The organism is Streptomyces sp. NBC_00554, assembly GCF_041431135.1.
In the GTDB taxonomy this organism is placed as follows: Bacteria; Actinomycetota; Actinomycetes; order Streptomycetales; family Streptomycetaceae; genus Streptomyces.
In genome coordinates this window covers 4,454,261-4,471,927 of the sequence record NZ_CP107799.1, presented here as the reverse complement: position 1 = coordinate 4,471,927, position 17,667 = coordinate 4,454,261, and the positions used below count along the sequence as shown (strand labels likewise).

The 17,667-nt window shown below is 70.7% G+C and carries 18 protein-coding genes; 15 read left to right on the top strand and 3 right to left on the bottom strand.

The annotated features are described in order from the left end of the window. Positions 1 to 13: 13 nt before the first annotated feature. The 3 genes from OG266_RS19460 to OG266_RS19450 all read left to right on the top strand — a co-directional run bounded on the left by OG266_RS19460 (position 14) and on the right by OG266_RS19450 (position 2,647). The gene (locus tag OG266_RS19460; RefSeq protein WP_266457027.1) at positions 14 to 1,219 is read left to right on the top strand and encodes a sensor histidine kinase; all 1,206 of its coding nucleotides are present in this window, start codon (positions 14 to 16) and stop codon (positions 1,217 to 1,219) included. Positions 1,220 to 1,284: 65 nt separating this feature from the next. Next, positions 1,285 to 1,956 carry a response regulator transcription factor gene (locus tag OG266_RS19455; RefSeq protein WP_266457024.1) on the top strand — a complete coding sequence of 224 codons (672 nt, stop codon included), beginning with the start codon at positions 1,285 to 1,287 and terminating at the stop codon, positions 1,954 to 1,956. Between the two features lie 58 nt (positions 1,957 to 2,014). After that, complete coding sequence (locus OG266_RS19450; RefSeq protein ID WP_371547306.1) at positions 2,015 to 2,647, top strand: AAA family ATPase; 633 nt, start codon at positions 2,015 to 2,017, stop codon at positions 2,645 to 2,647. A gap of 180 nt (positions 2,648 to 2,827) precedes the next feature. Here the strand turns inward: OG266_RS19450 and OG266_RS19445 are convergent, their stop codons facing one another. Then, positions 2,828 to 3,934: a DUF5937 family protein gene (locus OG266_RS19445; RefSeq protein WP_371547304.1), complete on the bottom strand. Its 1,107-nt coding sequence runs from the start codon at positions 3,932 to 3,934 to the stop codon at positions 2,828 to 2,830. A gap of 158 nt (positions 3,935 to 4,092) precedes the next feature. On the opposite strand from OG266_RS19445, the gene OG266_RS19440 reads away from it, so the two are divergent. Then, on the top strand, positions 4,093 to 4,296 hold the full coding sequence (locus OG266_RS19440; RefSeq protein WP_266457016.1) for a hypothetical protein: 204 nt from the start codon (positions 4,093 to 4,095) through the stop codon (positions 4,294 to 4,296). 19 nt (positions 4,297 to 4,315) lie between these two features. Here the strand turns inward: OG266_RS19440 and OG266_RS19435 are convergent, their stop codons facing one another. Then, the gene (locus tag OG266_RS19435; RefSeq protein ID WP_371547302.1) at positions 4,316 to 5,491 is read right to left on the bottom strand and encodes a low specificity L-threonine aldolase; all 1,176 of its coding nucleotides are present in this window, start codon (positions 5,489 to 5,491) and stop codon (positions 4,316 to 4,318) included. A 184-nt stretch (positions 5,492 to 5,675) separates the two neighbouring features. On the opposite strand from OG266_RS19435, the gene OG266_RS19430 reads away from it, so the two are divergent. The 10 genes from OG266_RS19430 to OG266_RS19385 all read left to right on the top strand — a co-directional run bounded on the left by OG266_RS19430 (position 5,676) and on the right by OG266_RS19385 (position 13,971). Continuing rightward, positions 5,676 to 6,605, top strand: a complete 930-nt coding sequence (locus OG266_RS19430) for a DUF2520 domain-containing protein (RefSeq protein ID WP_326721509.1) — start codon at positions 5,676 to 5,678, stop codon at positions 6,603 to 6,605. Continuing rightward, positions 6,602 to 7,594 carry a pantoate--beta-alanine ligase gene (panC, locus tag OG266_RS19425; protein WP_371547299.1) on the top strand — a complete coding sequence of 331 codons (993 nt, stop codon included), beginning with the start codon at positions 6,602 to 6,604 and terminating at the stop codon, positions 7,592 to 7,594. Before OG266_RS19430 ends, panC begins: the two co-directional genes overlap by 4 nt. Next, a complete protein-coding gene (locus tag OG266_RS19420; protein ID WP_266457002.1) occupies positions 7,591 to 9,369 on the top strand; it encodes an L-aspartate oxidase in 1,779 nt (592 codons plus the stop codon). The genes panC and OG266_RS19420 overlap by 4 nt, the downstream gene beginning before the upstream one ends. Positions 9,370 to 9,374: 5 nt before the next feature. Then, positions 9,375 to 10,367, top strand: a complete 993-nt coding sequence (nadC, locus tag OG266_RS19415) for a carboxylating nicotinate-nucleotide diphosphorylase (protein ID WP_266463908.1) — start codon at positions 9,375 to 9,377, stop codon at positions 10,365 to 10,367. Between the two features lie 5 nt (positions 10,368 to 10,372). After that, on the top strand, positions 10,373 to 11,170 hold the full coding sequence (locus tag OG266_RS19410) for a type III pantothenate kinase (protein WP_266456992.1): 798 nt from the start codon (positions 10,373 to 10,375) through the stop codon (positions 11,168 to 11,170). A 335-nt stretch (positions 11,171 to 11,505) separates the two neighbouring features. Beyond that, the gene (locus tag OG266_RS19405) at positions 11,506 to 12,105 is read left to right on the top strand and encodes a hypothetical protein (RefSeq protein ID WP_371552869.1); all 600 of its coding nucleotides are present in this window, start codon (positions 11,506 to 11,508) and stop codon (positions 12,103 to 12,105) included. 14 nt (positions 12,106 to 12,119) lie between these two features. Beyond that, positions 12,120 to 12,299: a hypothetical protein gene (locus OG266_RS19400; protein WP_266456989.1), complete on the top strand. Its 180-nt coding sequence runs from the start codon at positions 12,120 to 12,122 to the stop codon at positions 12,297 to 12,299. A gap of 136 nt (positions 12,300 to 12,435) precedes the next feature. Then, a complete protein-coding gene (locus tag OG266_RS19395; protein WP_266456986.1) occupies positions 12,436 to 12,828 on the top strand; it encodes a BlaI/MecI/CopY family transcriptional regulator in 393 nt (130 codons plus the stop codon). 9 nt (positions 12,829 to 12,837) lie between these two features. Next, positions 12,838 to 13,407 carry an amino-acid N-acetyltransferase gene (locus tag OG266_RS19390; RefSeq protein WP_266456983.1) on the top strand — a complete coding sequence of 190 codons (570 nt, stop codon included), beginning with the start codon at positions 12,838 to 12,840 and terminating at the stop codon, positions 13,405 to 13,407. 228 nt (positions 13,408 to 13,635) lie between these two features. Beyond that, the gene (locus OG266_RS19385) at positions 13,636 to 13,971 is read left to right on the top strand and encodes an Lsr2 family protein (protein ID WP_266456980.1); all 336 of its coding nucleotides are present in this window, start codon (positions 13,636 to 13,638) and stop codon (positions 13,969 to 13,971) included. On the opposite strand, the gene OG266_RS19380 is transcribed toward OG266_RS19385, so the two are convergent. After that, on the bottom strand, positions 13,950 to 14,678 hold the full coding sequence (locus OG266_RS19380) for an SCO3374 family protein (protein WP_371547296.1): 729 nt from the start codon (positions 14,676 to 14,678) through the stop codon (positions 13,950 to 13,952). The genes OG266_RS19385 and OG266_RS19380 overlap by 22 nt on opposite strands. A 430-nt stretch (positions 14,679 to 15,108) precedes the next feature. Between OG266_RS19380 and OG266_RS19375 the strand changes: the two genes are divergently transcribed. Next, on the top strand, positions 15,109 to 17,637 hold the full coding sequence (locus OG266_RS19375) for an ATP-dependent Clp protease ATP-binding subunit (RefSeq protein ID WP_266456974.1): 2,529 nt from the start codon (positions 15,109 to 15,111) through the stop codon (positions 17,635 to 17,637). The last annotated feature ends 30 nt before the right edge of the window (positions 17,638 to 17,667 follow it).

Genomic DNA, 17,667 nt, shown 5'->3' with positions numbered 1-17,667 from the left:
TACGCTGGGTTACGTGCAGCGCCTCTATGACTTTCTCCGCAGGCACCCGACATGGGTCGACAGCTTCTGGGCCGTCGTCCTGCTCGGGATCACCGGCGTGAGTCTCAGCAGTGTCACCGGGGGCCAGGAGAACCACGGGTCGTCCGCCGTGGCTCTCCCGATCGCCGTCGTCCTGTGCCTGGTCGTCGCGCTGCGCCGCCGGATGCCCGAGAAGATGCTGCTGCTGGCCGGCCTGATGGGCGTCGTGCAGCTGATCGTCGACGTCGAGGTGATTCCCGCCGACTTCGCGATGATGGTGATCATCTACACCGTCGCCGCGGACGGCGCCCGCTGGGCCTCCCGCCTGGGGCTGATCGGCGGCCTGTGCGCGGGAACCCTCTCGCAGATCCGCTGGCCCCAGACGGAGACGAGCGCACTGGGCGTCGTCCTGATAGCCGTCTTCCAGACGGTGCCTTTCGCGCTCGCCTGGGTGCTCGGCGACTCCATCCGCACCCGTCGCGCCTACCTCGCCCAGCTCGAGGAGCGCGCCGCCCGGCTGGAGAAGGAGCGCGAGGCGCAGTCCAAGGTCGCCGTCGCCGCCGAGCGCGCCCGGATCGCCCGCGAACTGCACGACGTCGTCGCGCACAACGTCTCGGTGATGGTGGTCCAGGCCGACGGCGCCGCCTACGTCATGGACACCGCCCCCGAGCAGGCCAGGAAGGCCCTGGAGACCATCTCGGGAACCGGCCGCCAGGCCCTCGCCGAGATGCGCCGCCTGCTCGGCGTACTGCGCACCGGCGAGCACCAGGAGGTCGGCGAGTACGTGCCGCAGCCCGACGTGGAGCAGCTCGCCGACCTCATCGAGCAGTGCCGCACCTCGGGCCTCCCCGTCGACTTCAAGGTGGAGGGCACCCCGCGCCCCCTCCCCAGCGGCGTGGAACTCACGGCCTACCGCATCGTGCAGGAGGCGCTCACCAACACGCGCAAGCACGGGGGCCCGAACACGGGCGCCAGCGTGCGCCTGGTCTACTTCGACGACGGCCTCGGACTCCTCGTCGAGGACGACGGCAAGGGCGCGCCCCACGAGCTGTACGAGGAGGGGGGCGCCGACGGACAGGGACACGGTCTGATCGGTATGCGCGAGCGCGTTGGCATGGTGGGCGGCACCCTGGACGCGGGGCCGCGTCCGGGCGGAGGCTTCCGCATCAGCGCCCTGCTCCCGCTCAAGCCCGCTCACTGACACCTGTCACGCTCCCCTTAGCGACCCCCTTTTTTTGACTCAGACGGAAACGGAAGAGGCCCCCGATGGCGATCCGCGTGATGCTCGTCGACGACCAGGTGCTGCTGCGCACCGGTTTCCGGATGGTGCTCGACGCCCAGCCGGACATGGAGGTCGTGGCCGAGGCGGGCGACGGCGTGGAGGCCCTCCAGGTGCTGCGTGCGACCGAGGTCGACGTCGTGCTGATGGACGTACGCATGCCGAAGCTGGACGGCGTCGAGACGACCCGCCGCATCTGCTCGGACCCCAACCCGCCCAAGGTGCTGATCCTCACCACCTTCGACCTCGACGAGTACGCCTTCTCCGGGCTGAAGGCCGGCGCCTCCGGCTTCATGCTCAAGGACGTGCCGCCCGCCGAACTCCTCACGGCCATCCGCTCCGTGCACAGCGGCGACGCCGTGGTCGCGCCGTCCACCACCCGGCGCCTGCTCGACCGGTTCGCGCCGCTGCTGCCGCACGCCGGCCAGGAGCCCCAGCACAAGGAGCTGGAGCGGCTCACCGGCCGCGAGCGCGAGGTCATGATCCTGGTCGCGCAGGGCCTTTCCAACGGGGAGATCGCGGCCCGCCTCGTGCTCTCCGAGGCGACCGTGAAGACGCATGTGGGCCGCATCCTGACGAAGCTGGGGCTGCGCGACCGGGTCCAGGTGGTCGTCCTCGCGTACGAGACGGGGCTGGTGCGGGCGGGCGGGCACGGCTGACGGTGCGGCCGCCGGGGGGCGTGACCGGCGCGTGACCGGCGCCCACTAGGGTCTGCGCATGCTCCTGTGGATCAACGGCCCCTTCGGGGGCGGCAAGACACAGACCGCACACGAGATCCAGCGACGGCTGCCCGGCAGCGTCGTCTGCGACCCGGAACACGCCGGTTTCGGTCTGCGCCGGATGCTGCCGCCCGAACTGCGCGGTGACTTCCAGGACTTGAGGTCCTGGCGGCAGGGCGTGGTCGAGGTGCTCGACCTCGCCCTCAGCAAGCAGGACGGTGTCGTGATCGCCCCCATGACGGTCACGAACCCCCTCTACTTCGAGGAGACCGTCGGGCGGCTGCGCGAACTGGGCCACGACGTACGCCACTTCGCGCTCCTCGCCGAACGCGAGACCGTACTGAAGCGGCTGCGCGAGCGCGGCTTCGGGCACCTCCTCCAGTACGTCGCCGGCAAGGACGCCCCGCTGCGCCGCGAGAGTTGGGCCGTGCAGCAGCTCGACCACTGCCTGGAGCGGCTGCGCGAGCCGGAGTTCGCCGAACACCTGTGGACCGACCACACGACGGTCGCCAAGACGGCGGACCGGATCGCGGTCCTGGCGGGCCTCACCCTCACACCGAACCGGGACGGGGTGCTGCGGGGGCGGCTGCGCCGGGCGTGGACGAGCGCGCGGCACATCAGGTTCGACTGAGGGGCAGTGACTGGCGGTGCGACAGTGCCCGCCGCGTGCGCTGAGCGGGTCTGGCGAAGTCCGGTGCGGTTCGGCAGCGCCCCAAAGGGGCGCGGGGCTGTGACATATGCGGCTCCGCCGCGTGGGCGCGACCAGCCACGACGGACCCGCAGACGACGCACCGGAATTCCAGCGAAGCGCTCAGCGCAGGATCCCCTCCAAGAAGTCGCTCCCCAGCCGGGCCACCACAGTGACGTCCAGTTGGTGCAGTACATACCGGCCCCGGCGCCGCGTGGTGATCAAGCCCGCCTTCTTGAGCACGCTCAGGTGCCGGGATATCTCGGGAGCGCTCATCCCGTGCACCTGCGCCAGCTCGCCCGTGGTGTACGCACTGCGGGCCAGGTGGCGGCAGATCCGCATCCGGACCGGGTGGGAGAGCGCGGTCATCCGCAGGGTCAGCTGCTCGACCGAGGGCGGGGCGGCGAGCTCGGGCGAGCTGATCGGGTAGTGCAGCACCGGCTGCCATCGGTATCGGTGCAGCACCAGCAGATGCGGCCAGCCGAGACTGGTGGGCACGAGCAGGAGGCCGCCGTCCGCGGTGACCGTGCGGCCCTCGGACAGTTTGTCGACGGTGAGCCGCCCGGCCGCCTCGTCCAGCGCCAGCGCGGGGGACACGGAGGCCAGCGCCGCGGCCAGGTTCTTGTGCCGGAGCAGGTCCGTCTTGTGTCGGCCGTCCGCCGCGAGCTGGTGGCGCAGGCGGGACCAGGCCTCGGCGAAGAAGGCCTCGTCACAGTCCTCCAGGAACCGCCTCAGCCAGGCCCTGACGCTCGGTGGATCGTCGAGCAGCCGCATGGTGAACTGCACCTGCTGCGGCCCGCGCGAGGCGGCCAGGTCCACCGCGCGGCGGCGCACCTCCGGGTCGGAGAGCGCGTCGGGTCCGTGCGAGTCGTACGCCAGCGCACATGTGAACTCCAGGGCGGCGTCCACGAACTGCTCGTCCGTCAGCTTGTCCAGCAGATCCAGGTCCTCGGCGAGCGTCGCGCCCGGCAGCGTGGTCCCGCCCGGAATCCCCGCGGCGGGCAGGAACAGGTCCGAGAACGTCGTCCGCCACAGGAATTCCGCCTCGCACATCCGGTCCGCGAGATCGGGCTCGAGCCGTGCGGTCACCCCCGTCGCCCAGCCCTGCAGCCCGGGATGGTGCCCCGGCTCGGACAGGGCGTGCAGCGCCATCCCGAGCTCGGCCAGCGGCGACGGCACGACGGCGATGTCCTCCCGCCGCAGCCCGGTGATGTCGATGTGCACGCTCATGACCTCATGGTGCACCCGGCCACTGACAACGCCGTCGTCGATTGACCACGCCCGTCAATCGAGGCGACGTACGGCGTGAGCAGGCGCAGGCTGGGATGACCGGGGCACACCGCGCGGGGCCTACGGATCCCATTCCCCGTCCCGAGAGGCGATCCGCCATGAGCATCACCCAGCAGTACCTCCTCGACACCTACCGGGCCCGGCAGCATGGCGAGCCCGCCCCTCCGGCACCGGGCACGCACGACTGGCAGGCCGTACGCGAACTGCGCGACTACCGGCGGTTCCGCGCGGTCGTGGCGGAGCGCCCGGCCCACGGCCGGATACGGGAAGCCCTGGGCCGGTGGCTGCACGCCGGCTGCTGACCCGCGGCGGGGGAGGCGGTCAGTGGGGCAACCGCTCCACGAAGTCCCGTACGGCCGCCTTGACGTCCTCCGCCGTCCACTCCAGGCCGGGCCCCGCCACCGTGACCTCGGTGTACGCCAGTCCCGGGCCGCCACGCACCCAGCCCTGCGCGAACAGGCCGGTCTTCGTCTCCTCGGTCTGCCGCAGCCCGGTGTCCCCGAGGACGTCGGGGTCGTACGGCAGCCAGATCTGGAACTGGTGGGTGTGCGGTACCTCGGGGTGGACGCGTACCCAGGGGACCCCGGCCTCCGTGAACCCCTCGTGCAGGGCGGCGGCGACCACGCGCGCGTGGGCCACGTATTCCGGCAGCCGGGGCAGCTCCCGCTCCAGACCGATCAGCGCCGCCAGGACGGTCGGGAACTGCTGGAGGACCATGCCGCCGTACCGGTGCCGCCAGGTCTTCGCCTCGTCGATCAGTGTCTGCGGGCCCGCGACCGCCGCTCCGCCGAACCCGCCGAGCGACTTGTAGAACGACACGTAGACGCTGTCTGCGAGGCCCGCGATCTCGTCCAGGGGGCGGCCGAAGTGCGTGGTGCACTCCCAGAGCCGGGCCCCGTCGAAGTGCACCACCGCGTCACGTTCCCGCGCGGCTTCGACGGACTCGGAAAGCTCCTCCCAGGAGGGCAGCAGGAAACCGGCGTCCCTGAGCGGCAGTTCGAGCATCAGCGCGCCGAAGGGCTCCGGGAGGTCGCTTATCTCCTCGGCGGTCGGCAGCCGGGGTTCGTCCGTCACATGGACCGGGCGCAGGCCGCTGACCTGGCTGAACGCATGCCGCTCATGGACCTCTGGATGGCCGAGCGGATGCATCGCGACGGTCGGGTTCCCGGTGCGGCCCGCCCAGCAGCGCAGGGCGATCTGCTGGGCCATGGTGCCGGTGGGGAAGAAGACGGCGGCCTCCTTGCCGAGCAGGCCCGCGACCCGCTCCTCCAGGGTCTCCACCAGCCGGTCGCCGTACATGTCGACCGGCTGGTCGAGGTCGTACACGCCCTCGGCCCCGTCGTTCAGCCACGCCAGCCGGTCGCGGACCGTGTTCTGGTAGCTGGGGCGCCACAACACCCTCCGCGCGGCCCGCCAGGCGGCAACGCGCCGCTCCCGCTTCCGCTCGGCCGTCTCCTCCGGGGCCTGCCCGGCCGCCTCTTCCGCCGTATCGCTCATCCCTGGATGATGCCGCGTGCCCGTTCGCTGTGGCACCCCGGTTTCCGCGCCCCGCGACCTGCGGAAACCCACAGCCTGTGGACAACGAAAACGGCCCTGGAACCAATCGCGTTAACATGACGAGAAATCGTTCGGTACATCGTCCGGTACCCAGAGCGGACTGGAACGGGAAGGCCGCCGTCGAGTGAGTACATTCCAACAGCCGGATCCCAGGGACCGCCCCGCGCGGCTCACCGTCGGCGTCGTCGGCGCGGGCCGGGTGGGCCCTGCCCTCGCCGCGGCTCTCCAGCTCGCCGGGCACCGGCCGGTGGCCGTCTCCGGCGTCTCCGACGCCTCCGTACGGCGGGCCGCGCAGCTGCTGCCCGACGTGCCGCTGGTGACCCCGGCCCAGGTCATGGAGCGCTCGGATCTGGTGCTGCTGACCGTCCCGGACGACGCCCTGCCGGGCCTCGTGGAGGGGCTCGCCGAGACCGGGGCCGTGCGCCCCGGGCAGCTGCTCGTGCACACCTCGGGACGGTACGGCGCGCGCGTGCTCGACCCGGCGCTCAGGGCGGGCGCGCTGCCGCTCGCGCTGCACCCCGCGATGACGTTCACCGGCACCGCCGTGGACGTACAGCGGCTCGTCGGCTGCTCCTTCGGAGTCACCGCGCCCCAGGAGCTGCGGCTCGCCGCCGAGGCCCTGGTCATCGAGATGGGCGGCGAACCCGAGTGGATCGCCGAGGAGAACCGGCCGCTCTACCACGCGGCCCTCGCGCTCGGCGCCAACCACCTGGTGACCCTGGTCGCCGAGTCCATGGAACTGCTGCGCGCCGCGGGCGTGGAGGCCCCCGACCGGATGCTGGGTCCGCTCCTCGGCGCCGCCCTGGACAACGCCCTCAGGTCGGGCGACGCGGCCCTCACCGGGCCCGTCGCGCGCGGGGACGCGGGCACGGTCGCCGCGCACGTCGCGGAGCTGCGCAAACACGCCCCGGGGACCGTCGCCGGCTACCTCGCGATGGCCCGCGCGACCGCCGACCGCGCGCTCGCGCACGGGCTGCTCAAGCCGGAACTCGCCGAGGACCTCCTGGGCGTACTCGCCAACGGCGCGATGCCGGACGACGGGAGCGACCGATGACCACCGCCCTCCTGCGCACCGCCGACGAGCTGCACGCGCGCGTACGGAACGGCCTTCGAGCCGTCGTCATGACCATGGGCGCCCTGCACGAGGGCCACGCCACGCTGATCCGCACCGCCCGCGAGATCGCCGGCGCGGAGGGCGAAGTGGTCGTCACCGTCTTTGTGAACCCCCTCCAGTTCGGCAAGGGCGAGGACCTCGACCGCTATCCGCGCACCCTCGACGCCGACCTCAAGATCGCCGAAGAGGCGGGCGCGGACGCCGTGTTCGCCCCCTCCGTGGACGAGGTCTACCCGGGCGGCGAACCCCAGGTCCGCATCAGCGCGGGCCCCATGGGCGGGCGCCTCGAAGGAGCCACCCGCCCCGGGCACTTCGACGGCATGCTCACCGTCGTCGCCAAGCTGCTGCACCTCACCCGGCCCGACGTGGCGCTGTTCGGGCAGAAGGATGCCCAGCAGCTGGCGCTGATCCGGCGCATGGCGCGCGACCTGAACTTCGGCGTGGAGATCGTCGGCGTACCCACCGTCCGCGAGGAGGACGGGCTCGCCCTCTCCAGCCGCAACCGCTACCTCTCGCCCCAGGAGCGGCGCACCGCGCTCGCGCTCTCGGGGGCGCTGTTCGCCGGCCGCGACCGGCACGCCGCCCAGGAGGCCCTGCGCGCCCGTGCCCGCGAAGTACCCGCCACGCGTGCGCGTGCCGAGGCCCTCAGCGCGATCGGCGAGTCCCGCGCGGCGGCCGACGCGCACGCGGTCGCGAAGTCCGTCCCCGGCGGTCCCGCCGGCGTCCGCGCCGCAGCCCGGCTCGTCCTCGACGAGGCGGCGCGCCTGCAGCCGCCGCTGGCCCTGGACTACCTGGCACTGGTCGATCCGTCCGACTTCACCGAGGTCGGCGAGGACTTCACCGGCGAGGCGGTCCTCGCCGTCGCCGCCCGGGTCGGGACGACCCGCCTGATCGACAACATCCCCCTCATCTTCGGAGCCGCCCCGTGACCGGCAAAGGCACAGGTACGGGTACAGGTGCAGGTACGAGCACCGGTACCGGCATACGACTGCACGCCCCGGCCCCCGGCTGGGCCCTCACCGCCGACGTCGTGGTCGTCGGCTCCGGCGTCGCGGGCCTGACCGCCGCGCTCCGCTGCGAAGCGGCAGGGCTGCGGACCGTCGTCGTCACCAAGGCCCGCCTGGACGACGGCTCCACGCGCTGGGCGCAGGGCGGCATCGCCGCGGCCCTCGGCGAGGGCGACACCCCCGAGCAGCACCTCGACGACACCCTGGTGGCGGGCGCGGGCCTGTGCGACGAGGAGGCCGTACGCATCCTCGTCACCGAGGGCCCCGACGCCGTACGCCGCCTCATCGCGACCGGCGCCCACTTCGACGAGTCCGCCGCGGGCGACCTGGAGCTCACCCGCGAGGGCGGTCACCACCGCCGCCGTATCGCGCACGCCGGCGGCGACGCGACCGGCGCCGAAATCTCCCGGGCGCTCGTCGAGGCGGTACGCGCGCGTGGCCTGCGTACGGTCGAGAACGCGCTCGTCCTGGACCTCCTCACGGACGCCGACGGCCGCACCGCGGGCGTGACCCTGCACGTCATGGGAGAGGGCCAGCACGACGGCGTGGGCGCCGTGCACGCCCCCACCGTGGTCCTCGCGACCGGCGGCATGGGCCAGGTCTTCTCGGCGACCACCAACCCGTCCGTGTCGACGGGGGACGGCGTGGCGCTGGCCCTGCGCGCCGGTGCCGAAGTCTCCGACCTCGAATTCGTGCAGTTCCACCCGACGGTGCTCTTCCTGGGCGCGGACGCGGAGGGCCAGCAGCCGCTCGTCTCCGAGGCGGTACGCGGCGAGGGCGCCCACCTGGTCGACGCGGACGGCGTGCGCTTCATGGTGGGCCAGCACGAACTGGCCGAGCTGGCGCCCCGGGACATCGTCGCCAAGGGCATCATGCGCCGCATGCAGGAGCAGGACGCCGAGCACATGTTCCTCGACGCCCGGCACTTCGGCACCGACATGTGGGAGCACCGCTTCCCGACGATCCTGGCCGCCTGCCGCGCCCACGGCATCGACCCGGTGACCGAGCCCGTGCCGGTGGCCCCGGCCGCCCACTACGCCTCCGGAGGCGTCCGCACGGACGCCCGGGGCCGCACCACGGTGCCGGGCCTCTACGCGTGCGGCGAGGTCGCCTGCACCGGCGTGCACGGCGCGAACCGGCTCGCCTCCAACTCCCTCCTGGAGGGCCTGGTCTACGCCGAGCGCATCGCGGCGGACATAGCGAGCCGCCACGAGGAGAACCGCCTCCACGCGCGCGTGCCCGAACCGGTCCCGCACCCCGAGAAGCCCGCCCACCCGCTGCTCGCCCCGGAGGCCCGGTTCGCGATCCAGCGGATCATGACGGACGGCGCGGGCGTCCTGCGCTCGGCCGCGTCCCTCGCCACCGCTGCCGAGCGGCTCCAGCGGCTGCACACCGACGCCCGCGACGCCCTCGACGAGAACGGCAAGACCGCCGAGCCCGGCGTCGACACCTGGGAGGCCACCAACCTCCTGTGCGTGGCCCGGGTCCTCGTCACCGCCGCCCATCTCCGCGAGGAGACCCGCGGCTGCCACTGGCGCGAGGACCACGCCGACCGGGACGACACGGACTGGCGCCGCCACATCGTCGTACGGCTGAATCCCGACCGGACGCTCGCCGTACACACCACAGACACCGCAGACTTCCCCCCGACCCGGCAGAACCGCCAGGACCGTCAGCCCCGTCCCCAGGAGCAGTGACCGAAGTGAGCACCCCCGACCTTCCCCTCGTCCAGAGCGGCGGCTGCGGCGACGGCTGCGGCTGCGGCGCCGACGCGGACGAGACCTACCTGGAGTGCGGCCTCGACCCCGCGCTCGCCCAGCTCCTCGCCGAGTCGGGACTCGACCCCCTGGAGGTCGAGGACATCGCGAACGTGGCCATCCAGGAGGACCTCGACCACGGCGTGGACGTGACGACCGTGGCGACCGTCCCCGAGGACGCCGTCTCCAGCGCCGACTTCACCGCCCGCGACGCCGGTGTGGTCGCGGGCCTGCGGGTGGCCGAGGCGGTCATCTCCGTGGTCTGCACGGACGAGTTCTCGGTCGAGCGGCACGTCGAGGACGGCGACCGGGTGGAGGCGGGCCAGAAGCTCCTGACCGTCACCACGCTCACCCGTGACCTCCTGACGGCCGAGCGCAGCGCGTTGAACCTCCTGTGCCGCCTGTCCGGCATCGCGACCGCCACGCGCGCGTGGGCGGACGCTCTGGAGGGCACCAAGGCCCGCGTGCGGGACACCCGCAAGACGACGCCGGGCCTGCGCTCCCTGGAGAAGTTCGCGGTGCGCTGCGGCGGTGGCGTCAACCACCGCATGTCCCTCTCGGACGCGGCACTCGTCAAGGACAACCACGTGGTCGCGGCGGGCGGCGTCGCACAGGCCTTCAAGGCCGTACGCGAGGCCTTCCCGGACGTGCCGATCGAGGTCGAGGTCGACACCCTGCACCAGCTCCGCGAGGTCCTGGACTCGGGCGCCGACCTGATCCTTCTGGACAACTTCACCCCCGTCGAGTGCGAGGAGGCCGTCGCGCTCGTCGGCGGTCGCGCGCTCCTGGAGGCCTCCGGCCGCCTCACCCTGGGCAACGCCGAGGCGTATGCCAAGACCGGCGTCGACTTCCTGGCGGTGGGCGCACTCACGCACTCCTCGCCGATCCTGGACATCGGCCTGGACCTGCGCGAGGCCTCGACGGACGAGGCGGCGTAGGACCCATGCTGCTCACGATCGACGTCGGCAACACACACACCGTCCTCGGCCTCTTCGACGGGGAGGAGATCGTCGAGCACTGGCGCATCTCCACGGACGCCCGCCGCACCGCCGACGAGCTCGCCGTGCTCCTCCAGGGCCTGATGGGCATGCACCCGCTGCTCGGCGAGGAACTCGGCGACGGCATCGACGGCATCGCCATCTGTTCCACGGTCCCGTCCGTCCTGCACGAGCTGCGCGAGGTGACGCGCCGCTACTACGGAGACGTGCCCGCCGTGCTGGTCGAACCCGGCATCAAGACCGGCGTCCCGATCCTGATGGACAACCCCAAGGAGGTCGGCGCCGACCGCATCATCAACGCGGTGGCGGCGGTCGAGCTCTACGGGGGCCCGGCGATCGTCGTGGACTTCGGTACGGCGACGACGTTCGACGCGGTGTCCGCGCGCGGCGAGTATGCGGGTGGTGTGATCGCTCCGGGCATCGAGATCTCGGTCGAGGCCCTCGGCGTCAAGGGCGCTCAGCTCCGCAAGATCGAGATCGCCCGCCCGCGGACCGTCATCGGCAAGAACACCGTCGAGGCCATGCAGTCGGGCATCATCTACGGCTTCGCCGGCCAGGTCGACGGTGTCGTCAACCGCATGGCCCGCGAACTCGCCGACGATCCCGACGACGTCACCGTCATCGCCACGGGCGGCCTGGCGCCGATGGTGCTCGGCGAGGCGTCGGTCATCGACGAGCACGAGCCGTGGCTGACGCTGATCGGGCTGCGGCTGGTGTACGAGCGGAACGTGTCGCGTACGTAGTGCCTGCGGCTGAGCCGCTGTCGGGTTTTTCGCCCCCTCCGCCCCTGCCCGTCCCGTTCCTGGGGGCTGCCGCCCCCAGACCCCCGCATCGCGCTGACGCGCTCGTCCTCAAACGCCGGACGGGCTGAAACGGCCGCCCCCGCGGGTGGGTGGGGGATCGGGATGGGCGCCGCCTCGTCCTCAAACGCCGGACGGGCGGAAAGATTTCCCCCGGCCCGGGCTGAAGACTGCAGCCCCGGCCAGGGGAGGCGCGCCGCACCCACGCCTTATGCGCGTTTTGTCTGATTAGCGCGTATCGTCGCCGCATGCCCACGCCATACGGATCCCGCGGCGGCATGGCGTTCGGTGCGGAGGAGCTGCGTGTGCTCCGTCGCGCTCTCGCCCTCGCCCTTCACCCCAGCCCCGTCTCGGCCGAGGACCTCCAGGACTGCCTCCGACTCGCAGAGTCCGTCGACGAGGCGGCCCGCGAGGGAGTCAGGCTCCGGGCCTTCCTGGTGGCCGACCTCGCCCGCTACCGGGCCGCGCTGCCCGGCACAGCGGCCGGCTACCTCCTGCTCCTGGAGGAGGCGCTCGGCAACGGCTACCGCCCGAACCCCGACGATCTCGCCGCGCTCCGGGCCCTGCGCGGCAACCCCGCCGCGGCCACCCTCCTGGACCGCTGCCGCACGCTGGCCGAGCAGGATGTACGCGCCCGCCTGTCCGTCCGCGCCGTCCCGCCGTCCCGCACCCGCCTCCTCGCCCTCCCCGGCGGCCTGGCCTCGGAGGAGGGCGCCAAGAAGCCCGCGGACAAACCGGCCGCCCAGCCACAGCCACGGCCCCCGGCCAAGACCCCGCACCCGGAGCGCCCCATCCCCACCCCGGGCGAGGTCTTCCCCCCGAAGCGCAAACCCGCACCACCACCGGCGAACCCCCCTCAACAGCTCGCGGCCGGGTAGCTACTCTGGGGGGCATGGACTATGTCTCCGCGCTCGTGCCCCCCGTAGTGATGGCCGCGTTCTTCATCGGGCTGATCGTGACGATCGTGAAGAGCCAGGGCGGGGCCAACAAGGCCAAGGAGGACGGGGTCGTCGACGCCGCCCTCGCGCGTGCGGAGAGCGCCCGCCAGACCTCCCGGGACACCGAGAACTGAGCACCCGGCCCACACCGGGACAACTCATCGGCGTACGACTCATACGTTTTTCGAGTCGTACGCCCTTTTTGTTGCCGATCTCCCACTATTGTTCTGAGCTGTGCCTCGCCCATTGGGAGAACTCGAAGACTCGGTCATGACGCGGGTGTGGAAGTGGAACCGCCCGGTGACCGTTCGAGAAGTCCTGGAAGACCTTCAGCAGGAACGGTCCATCGCCTACACCACGGTGATGACCGTTTTGGACAATCTCCATCAGAAGGGCTGGGTGCGCCGCGAAGCCGAAGGCCGGGCCTATCGATATGAGGCGGTCTCCACACGTGCCGCCTACGCGGCCGCGTTGATGAACGACGCCTGGTCGCAGAGCGACAACCCGGCGGCCGCTCTCGTCGCGTTCTTCGGCATGATGAGCGAGGAACAGCGACATGCGCTGCGCGACGCCGTACGTATGGTGCAAGGACCGGAAACGCCGGAGGCGGAGAAGTCGCCCGGCGAGAACCCCGGCTCCGAGCGGGACGACAGCGGGCGATAGCGTCCGCTCATGCCAGCAGAGCATCCCGCGGAGCTTCCGGCGAAGCCTCCGTCAGAACATCCCGTAGCCGCCTCAAAAGCCATCACCGTCCGGCGGGCCAGGACCAGCGATGTCGCGGCCGTGCGCCGGCTCCTTGACGCGAACGTCCGGCGCCGCATCCTGCTCGACAAAGCGACGGTGACGCTTTACGAGGACATCCAGGAGTTCTGGGTCGCGGAACGGGACGACAACGCCGAGGTCGTCGGCTGCGGTGCGCTGCACGTGATGTGGGAAGACCTCGCGGAAGTCCGCACTCTCGCCGTGAACCCCGCGGTCAAGGGCGCCGGTGTCGGTCATCAGTTGCTGGAGAAGTTGCTGCAGACCGCCCGCTGGCTCGGCGTTCGTCGCGTTTTCTGTCTGACCTTCGAAGTGGACTTCTTCGCGAAGCACGGCTTCGTGGAGATCGGCGAGACACCCGTTGACACCGATGTCTACGCCGAGCTACTGCGTTCCTATGACGAGGGCGTGGCGGAGTTCCTCGGTCTCGAACGAGTGAAACCGAACACCTTGGGCAACAGTCGGATGCTTCTGCATCTGTGATCGCCGACAACTATTCCGGTTTGAACGCCCTGCCCAGGTTCCCTATGTCCGAAACGCGCACGTTTCCGGTCTACCACTGCCCTGTCGGTCTCCTCCAGGGGTTTGTGTTTTTCCAGCAAAAGCGGTTTGCTTTCCGACGTACTGCAGTACTGCATATAACAGGGGCCGTGAAACAGCGGCAGACGCTGTAGTCCCTCGGCCCTGAAGTTATCGATGAAAGGAAATCCGGTGGCACAGAAGGTTCAGGTCCTTCTTGTCGACGACCTCGACGGTGGCGAGGCCGACGAGACCGTGACGTTCGCGTTGGACGGCAAGACGTACGAAATCGATCTCACGACCGCCAATGCGGACAAGCTCCGTGGCCTTCTCGACCCCTACGTGAAGGGTGGCCGCCGTACCGGAGGCCGCGCTTCGGGGGCACGCGGAAAGGCCCGCGTCGCTTCCGGTGGCAGCCAGGACACCGCGCAGATCCGCGCGTGGGCGAAGGAGAACGGCTTCGAGGTCAATGACCGTGGCCGAGTTCCCGCGACCATTCGTGAGGCCTACGAGAAGGCCAACGGCTGAGCGCACGCGCGCCGAAGCCGTACCCGGTGGCATTGCGTCGCCAACGTGTCGACGAGTCGTACGAGGTCGGGGGCGCCCCCAACGCCCCCCACGGCCGGCCATGCCGGCAGCGCCGAAAATGCCGACAGTGTCGGCAGCGAGGGTTCGACCTCGCAGCCAGGCTCGGGGGGCCGCAGCCAGACAGCGGCCCCCTGTGGACTGGCCTCTTGTGTGCCGGGCCCCCGTGGACCGGCCTCTTTCATGCCCGGCCCCCATGAATCGGCCTTTTGCGCACCGGGCCTCTGTGAACAACCCGGATCCGGTGAATCCCCCGGCATTCCCGGCGGTCGAACAGCAGGTGGCGGTGGAGCCTCGATGCTCCCGCCCGCGCCGATCGCCCTGAGATCCAGCGTGAGGGCCCCCCACTCCAGCCAGTCGAGCAGCCCCGGCAGCTCGTCCGCGCTCCCCGCGGCCACCAGGAACCGCATCCGCTCCCCACGCGTGCGGCGCCCTCCGTGCAGTGCCACCGGAGACCCGGGGCCCAGGTGCCGCAGCGCCGTGTACCCCGCCTCCGCCGGCACGTCCAGGACGTCGAAGCGCAGGCCGGTGGCGAGCCGTACCGGCGCCCCGGGCACTGTTGCCCAGCCCAGTTCGTTCTCGTACCACTGCTGCACCGCATCGCTCGGATCGTCGAGCGGCCGACGGGGGAGGGGGACGGTGTGAACCATGCCAGGAGCAACCGCCGGAAAGGCTCCGGAGTTACGCTGGGTGTTCCGGTGAACGCACAGAGTGCGGGAAAAAGGGGCGTGCGGGGGTGATCGACGGCGCGAGGGTGTTCGCCCGTAGCGGAGGGAACCGGCGTGCGCGGCATGGAGTGTCAGTGCGTACGGGTAAGACATCCCTAGTGGGAGGGGCGACACGCATGGCTCGGGCATCTCACGTTCGCCATCGGCGTACAGCTGGAGAGGGTATCTGCCTGGCCTGCGGGAACATCGTCTCGCACCATCAGGTTGGAGCAGATGTCGGCGTTCGGGGTCAGGAGGCCAAGGACGGTGTCGGCAGTTGGAATGAGCGGTCCCCGCTTGCGGGACTAAGCTGCGGAAGGACAGGGAGGGGAGCGTCCCCTTACTGCCTGACCGCTCTGAGGAGCGATTAACGATGTTCGAGAGGTTCACCGACCGCGCGCGGCGGGTTGTCGTCCTGGCTCAGGAAGAAGCCCGGATGCTCAACCACAACTACATCGGCACCGAGCACATCCTCCTGGGCCTGATCCACGAGGGTGAGGGTGTCGCCGCTAAGGCCCTGGAGAGCCTCGGGATTTCGCTCGAGGCGGTCCGCCAGCAGGTGGAGGAGATCATCGGGCAGGGTCAGCAGGCCCCGTCCGGGCACATCCCCTTCACCCCCCGTGCCAAGAAGGTCCTGGAGCTCTCGCTCCGCGAGGCCCTTCAGCTGGGCCACAACTACATCGGCACGGAGCACATCCTGCTCGGCCTGATCCGTGAGGGCGAGGGCGTCGCCGCCCAGGTCCTGGTCAAGCTGGGCGCAGACCTCAACCGGGTGCGGCAGCAGGTCATCCAGCTGCTCTCCGGCTACCAGGGCAAGGAGACCGCCGGCGCCAGTGGCGGTCCTGCCGAGGGCACTCCCTCGACGTCCCTGGTCCTCGACCAGTTCGGCCGGAACCTCACCCAGGCCGCTCGTGAGTCCAAGCTCGACCCGGTCATCGGGCGCGAGAAGGAGATCGAGCGGGTCATGCAGGTGCTGTCCCGCCGCACCAAGAACAACCCGGTCCTGATCGGTGAGCCCGGCGTCGGCAAGACCGCCGTCGTCGAGGGCCTCGCCCAGGCCATCGTCAAGGGCGAGGTGCCCGAGACCCTCAAGGACAAGCACCTCTACACCCTGGACCTCGGCGCGCTGGTCGCCGGCTCCCGCTACCGCGGTGACTTCGAGGAGCGCCTGAAGAAGGTGCTCAAGGAGATCCGCACCCGCGGCGACATCATCCTGTTCATCGACGAGCTGCACACGCTGGTCGGCGCGGGTGCCGCCGAGGGCGCCATCGACGCGGCTTCGATCCTGAAGCCGATGCTGGCCCGCGGCGAGCTGCAGACCATCGGTGCGACGACTCTGGACGAGTACCGCAAGCACCTCGAGAAGGACGCGGCCCTCGAGCGCCGCTTCCAGCCGATCCAGGTGGCGGAGCCTTCCCTCCCCCACACGATCGAGATCCTCAAGGGACTGCGGGACCGCTACGAGGCCCACCACCGCGTCTCCATCACGGACGAGGCCCTGGTGCAGGCCGCGACGCTCGCGGACCGCTACATCTCCGACCGGTTCCTCCCCGACAAGGCGATCGACCTGATCGACGAGGCGGGCTCCCGGATGCGTATCCGCCGGATGACCGCTCCGCCGGACCTCCGCGAGTTCGACGAGAAGATCGCGGGCGTGCGCCGCGACAAGGAGTCCGCGATCGATTCGCAGGACTTCGAGAAGGCCGCCTCGCTGCGCGACAAGGAGAAGCAGCTCCTGGCCGCCAAGGCCAAGCGGGAGAAGGAGTGGAAGGCCGGCGACATGGACGTCGTCGCCGAGGTCGACGGCGAGCTGATCGCCGAGGTCCTCGCGACCGCCACCGGCATCCCGGTCTTCAAGCTGACCGAGGAGGAGTCCTCGCGTCTGCTGCGCATGGAGGACGAGCTCCACAAGCGGGTCATCGGCCAGAAGGACGCCATCAAGGCGCTCTCGCAGGCGATCCGTCGTACGCGAGCGGGTCTGAAGGACCCGAAGCGTCCCGGTGGTTCGTTCATCTTCGCGGGCCCGTCGGGTGTCGGTAAGACGGAACTCTCCAAGACCCTGGCCGAGTTCCTCTTCGGTGACGAGGACGCGCTGATCTCCCTCGACATGTCGGAGTTCAGCGAGAAGCACACGGTGTCGCGTCTCTTCGGTTCGCCCCCCGGTTACGTGGGCTACGAAGAGGGTGGCCAGCTGACGGAGAAGGTGCGTCGGAAGCCGTTCTCGGTGGTTCTCTTCGACGAGGTCGAAAAGGCTCACCCGGACATCTTCAACTCGCTTCTCCAGATCCTGGAGGACGGTCGCCTGACCGACTCCCAGGGCCGGGTCGTGGACTTCAAGAACACGGTCATCATCATGACGACCAACCTCGGCACCCGGGACATCTCCAAGGGCTTCAACCTCGGCTTCGCTGCCGTGGGTGACGTCAAGTCCAACTACGACCGGATGAAGGCCAAGGTCAACGAGGAGCTGAAGCAGCACTTCCGCCCCGAGTTCCTGAACCGTGTCGACGACACGGTGGTCTTCCACCAGCTCACCGAGGAAGACATCATCCAGATCGTCGACCTCATGGTCGCCAAGGTGGACGAGCGGCTGAAGGACCGGGACATGGGCCTCGAGCTCAGCCCGACCGCCAAGTCGCTCCTCGCGAAGAAGGGTTACGACCCCGTCATGGGCGCCCGGCCGCTGCGCCGGACGATCCAGCGCGAGATCGAGGACCTGCTCTCCGAGAAGATCCTCTTCGGCGAACTGCGTCCCGGCCAGATCGTGGTCGTCGACACGGAGGGCGAGGGTGACGCGAAGAAGTTCACCTTCCGGGGCGAGGAGAAGTCCGCGCTCCCCGACGTCCCGCCGATCGAGCAGGCGGCCGGCGGCGCCGGCCCGAACCTGAGCAAGGAGGCGTAGGCGCTACGGCGCTCGCCTGAACGGAGGGGC